3 protein-coding genes are annotated in these 1,599 nt (G+C 63.4%); all 3 read left to right on the forward strand.

All coding sequences use genetic code 11. The annotated features are described in order from the left end of the window. A partial coding sequence (locus EN969_RS30320; RefSeq protein WP_281060044.1) for an alpha-isopropylmalate synthase regulatory domain-containing protein occupies window positions 1–195 on the forward strand: 195 nt, incomplete at its 5' end. Window positions 196–278: 83 nt separating this feature from the next. Next, window positions 279–1,205 (forward strand): EamA family transporter RarD, encoded by a 927-nt coding sequence (gene rarD, locus EN969_RS30325; RefSeq protein ID WP_013532555.1) that lies wholly within the window; start codon window positions 279–281, stop codon window positions 1,203–1,205. A gap of 9 nt (window positions 1,206–1,214) precedes the next feature. Beyond that, on the forward strand, window positions 1,215–1,599 hold a 385-nt coding region (locus EN969_RS30330; protein ID WP_164758633.1), incomplete at its 3' end, for a glutathione S-transferase.

The following is a 1,599-nucleotide window of genomic DNA, read 5'->3' on the forward strand; positions in this document are numbered from 1 at the left end:
GTGCGTATCCTCAATGGCGGTACCGAGGCGATCACCCGCGTTCTGATCGAATCGCATGACGGCACCGGCGCGCGCTGGTGGACGGTCGGCGTTTCCGAGAACATCATCGACGCCTCGTTCCAGGCGCTGATGGATTCCATCGTCTACAAGCTGATGAAGAACCGCGAGATGGCCGGACTGGTGGCCGCCGAATAGGGTTGAACCATCAGCGAAAGTCCATTGATCCATCAGAACTTTGCGATGGTCTTGCCAAGGTGACTGGGCCATAGCGTTGGCCCATGGCCACTGAAGCAATTACCCTGGATGCAGAGTCCAAGGCCCGGCGCGGCTTTCTGCTGGCGCTCGGCGCCTATCTGCTATGGGGATTGCTGCCCTTCTACATGAAGGCGGTCGCTCATCTGCCGCTCGCGGAAGTCATTGCCCATCGCATCGTCTGGTCGGTGCCGATCGCCGCCGCCGTTCTGATCTGGGCCGGCCGCACGGCGGATTTCAAGGCGGCGCTTCGTTCGCCGCGCACCATCGCCATGGCCGCGCTGACGGCGGCGCTGATCTCGGTCAACTGGGGCATCTATGTCTGGGCGATCGCGGTCGACCGCACCGTCGAAACCGCGCTCGGCTACTACATCAATCCCCTGGTCAGCGTCGTTGTCGGCGCGCTGCTGCTCGGCGAGCGGCTCGACCGGCTGCAGATCGCGGCGGTGGTGCTGGCGGCCGTCGCCGTCGCCGTGCTGACCATCGAAGGCGGCAAGCTGCCCTGGGTGTCGTTGGCACTGGCGTTTTCCTTCGCCGCCTACGGCTTCTTCCGCAAGACGCTGCCGATCGGCCCGAGCCAGGGATTTTTGCTCGAAGTCCTTCTGCTGTCGGTGCCGGCACTTGGCTACATAGTCTATCTCATCGCGACCGGACAGGACCACATCGTATCCAGCAGTGGCACGGATACGGCGTTGCTGATCGGCTGCGGTCCAGTCACATCGGTGCCGTTGTTGCTGTTCGCCTTCGGCGCCAAGCTGCTGCGGCTGTCAACCATCGGCATCATGCAATATATCGCGCCGACCATGGTGTTCCTGATCGCCGTTCTGATCTTCGACGAGCCTTTCGGCACCATCCAGGCCATCGCCTTTGCGCTGATCTGGGCGGCTTTGGCAGTCTATTCCTGGTCGATGTTGACGACAGCGCGACGCGCCGCGCCGCAGCCCGCACGGTAAGGGGGTTCGATGTACCTGCTGCATATCGCCAACAAAAATTATTCCTCATGGTCGCTGCGGCCCTGGGTGCTGATGCGCGCGCTGGATATCCCATTCGAGGAACGGCTGACGCCATTCCCGACCGGATCGAGCTGGGATCTGTACCGTTCCTTCTCACCGAGCGGCCGCGTGCCGTGCCTGGTCGACGACGGCTGGGCGGTCTGGGATTCGCTGGCCATCGTCGAATATCTGGCCGAACGCCACCATGGCGTGTGGCCCGTCGAAGCCAAGGCGCGCGCCTGGGCGCGCTCGGCCGCCGCCGAGATGCATTCGAGCTTCACCGCATTGCGCAGCGCCTGTCCGATGAGTTGCGGCGTGCGGGTAGAGCCGTTTCCGATGTCCGATGCGCTGAAGC

It is taken from the genome of Mesorhizobium sp. M7A.F.Ca.CA.003.01.2.1 (assembly GCF_003998945.1).
Classification (GTDB): domain Bacteria; phylum Pseudomonadota; class Alphaproteobacteria; order Rhizobiales; family Rhizobiaceae; genus Mesorhizobium; species Mesorhizobium ciceri.

Excerpts from the sequence above, each read along its gene's own strand:
- rarD (WP_013532555.1), top strand. The coding sequence starts at position 279 with ATGGCCACTGAAGCAATTACCCTGGATGCAGAGTCCAAGGCCCGGCGC.